Consider the following 2,978-nt stretch of genomic DNA (forward strand, 5'->3'; position numbering starts at 1 on the left):
GTACAGGGAGTTACCGGGCTCATGGGAGTTACCGGGTCGGCTGTAGGGCAGGCTCGGTCCCGGTAGCCATCGGCGGGGTCGTGGCCGTGAGCGCGGAACCGGCCCCGCCGGGTCACCGGTCGGAGCGCCACAGCCGCCGGAACAGCTCGTAGTTCTCCCACGGCTGCGCCGTAGCGGCGCTACCCTGGCGCGGGACAGGCGACGGGCGGACGAACGTCACGGACGCTCCCGGGGCGCGGCGGTGTCGAGCAGCCGCGCGAGCCGTCAAGGCGAACCCGGCATGAGGCCCGCGGCGCAGGGAGGATTCCGACGATGACAGGCGGCTTCGCCCACCAGGCGAACCGGGTCGCCCCGGCCCGGACGCTGCCCACCCTCGACATCGCTCCCTTCCGGACCGGCGCCACGAACCGAGGTGAGTTCCTCGCCGCCCTGCGCGAGGCCTGCCACGGCCCGGGGTTCTTCTACCTGACCGGACACGGCGTCCCGGCCTCGCTCACCACCACGATCCTCGACGTGAGCCGCCGGTTCTTCCAGCTGCCCGAGGCGTCGAAGCTGGAGATCGAGAACATCCACTCGCCGCACTTCCGCGGGTATACCCGGCTCGGGCACGAGATCACCCGGGGCCGCCCCGACCTCCGCGAACAGATCGACATCTCCGATGAGCGCCCGGCCCGTGACCTCGGCCCCGACGATCCGGTCTACCTGCGCCTCGACGGTCCCAACCAGTGGCCCGCGGCCCTGCCCGAGGTGCGTGACACCGTGCTCGCCTACATGGCGGAGCTGGGCCGGCTGGGCCGGATGCTGGTCCGGGCGTTCGCCGAGTCGCTGGGCCTGCCCGCCGACCACCTCGACCAGACCTTCGCCGACGAGCCGCGCTCGCACCTGAAGCTGATCCGGTACCGACCGGCGCCGCCCGGCTTCGGCGACGGCTACGACCAGGGAGTCGGGGCGCACAAGGACGGCGGCTTCCTCACGTTCGTCCTCCAGGACCACGTCCGCGTGCTCCCGGAGCGGGCCCCGGCCGGCGGGCCGGGCGAGCCGGGCGAGCCGGCGGTGGGGGCGGCCGGCCTGCAGGTGGCGGACGGGGCCGACGGCTGGATCGACGCGGTCCCGGAACCCGGCGCGTTCGTCGTCAACATCGGCGAGATGTTCGAGCTGGCGACGCGGCGCTACTACCGGGCGACCGTGCACCGGGGCGTCAGCCCACCATCGGGCCACGAGCGGGTGTCCGTGGCGTTCTTCTTCGGGCCGCGGCTGTCGGCCACCCTGGAACCGGTTCCGCTGCCGGGCGAGCTGCTCCGGCAGATCACCGACGCGCCCCCGCCCGATCCGCACAATCCGGTCTTCGCCCAGCACGGGGTGAACACCCTCAAGAGCTGGCTACGCAGCCATCCCGAGGTGGCGCGGCGCTACTACGCCGACGCCGACGCCGAGCACCCCAAAGGACCCAAAGGAAAAGCCCTGTGACGACGATCCCCCCGGGTCGGAGCTTCGAGACCCGGCAGCTCCACGCCGGAGCCGCCCCGGACCCGGCGACCGGCGCGCGCGCCGTGCCGATCTACCAGACGACCTCCTTCGTGTTCGACGACACGCGGCACGCGGCCGAGCTGTTCTCGCTGGCCGAGGTCGGCTTCACCTACACCCGGGTCGTCAACCCCACGCAGGACGTCTTCGAACAGCGCATCGCGGATCTGGAGGGCGGGGTCGCGGCCCTGGCGACCGCCAGCGGCCAGGCCGCCCAGTCCCTGGCGGTGCTGAACCTCGCCGCCGCCGGGGCGCACCTGGTGTCGTCGACCTCGCTGTACGGCGGGACGTACGCGCTGTTCAGGAACACGCTGGCGGAGTTCGGGATCGAGACCACCTTCGTCGACGACCCGGACGACCTCGACGCCTGGCGCGCGGCGATCCGGCCGAACACCGCCGCGCTCTACGGCGAGACCATCGGCAACCCCCGTGGGAACGTTCTCGACGTCGCCAGGATCGCCGAGGTGGGGCACGCCGCGGGGGTACCGCTGATCGTGGACAACACCCTGGCGTCGCCGTACCTGAGCCGCCCTCTCGAACACGGCGCCGACATCGTGGTGCACTCCGCCACCAAGTTCATCGGCGGGCACGGGACGTCGATCGGCGGTGTCATCGTCGACGGCGGGCGTTTCGACTGGGGCAACGGCCGTTATCCGCGGTTCACCACACCGGATCCGGCCTACCACGGCCTGGTCTTCCTCGACGCGTTCCCAGAGACCGCCTACATCGTGCGGGCCCGCGCGCGGCTGCTGCGCGACCTGGGCCCGGCCCTGTCCCCGATGAACGCCTTCCTGCTGCTCCAGGGGCTGGAAACGTTGTCGCTACGGATGGAGCGGCACAGCGCGGGCGCGCTGCGGGTGGCACAGTGGTTGTCCGAGCGGGACGAGGTGATCTGGGTCGCCTACCCGGGCCTGGCGTCGAACCGCTGGTATCCGGCGGCCCGGCGCTACCTGCCCGATGGTGCCGGCGCCGTGCTGGCCTTCGGTATCCGCGGTGGTGGCGCCGCCGGGCGGGCGTTCATCGAGGCCCTCGAACTGCACAGCCATCTCGCCAACGTCGGGGACGTCCGCTCGCTGGCAATTCATCCGGCGTCCACGACCCACGCCCAGCTCACCCCCGCCGAGCAGGCCGACAGCGGGGTGAGCGAGGAGCTGATCCGCCTGTCGGTCGGCATCGAGGGGGTCGACGACATCCTGGCCGACCTGGAGAAGGGCTTCCGCGCGACCAAGGGGCGCTGACCGGATTCAGCATCCGCCGCACTGCGAAGAGCCCAGTATTTCACTAGCTCTATCGACAAACTCTACTTACCCCACTAAGTTTGCCTACTAGGTTTGTCAGATCAGCCGCTTGGCTGATGGTTGACCGAGCTGTCACGAGCGCCAACGTTCAGCCCTGGCTTGTTGACCGGCAACCCTCGTTCGCGAAGGGGTGCCCCGGATGAGGACACGGCCGTG

At 71.2% G+C, this 2,978-nt stretch carries 2 protein-coding genes and 1 riboswitch; both genes read left to right on the forward strand.

Features of this window, described 5'->3' with window-relative positions; genetic code table 11:
- Nucleotides 1-312: 312 nt before the first annotated feature.
- A complete protein-coding gene (locus tag ACY45C_RS18350) occupies nt 313-1,467 on the forward strand; it encodes an isopenicillin N synthase family dioxygenase (protein WP_462188808.1) in 1,155 nt (384 codons plus the stop codon).
- On the forward strand, nt 1,464-2,762 hold the full coding sequence (locus ACY45C_RS18355) for a bifunctional o-acetylhomoserine/o-acetylserine sulfhydrylase (protein ID WP_462188809.1): 1,299 nt from the start codon (nt 1,464-1,466) through the stop codon (nt 2,760-2,762). The genes ACY45C_RS18350 and ACY45C_RS18355 overlap by 4 nt, the downstream gene beginning before the upstream one ends.
- 130 nt (nt 2,763-2,892) lie before the next feature.
- Nucleotides 2,893-2,978, forward strand: a riboswitch (SAM riboswitch).

The sequence above is a fragment of the Frankia sp. CcWB2 genome (assembly GCF_977927585.1).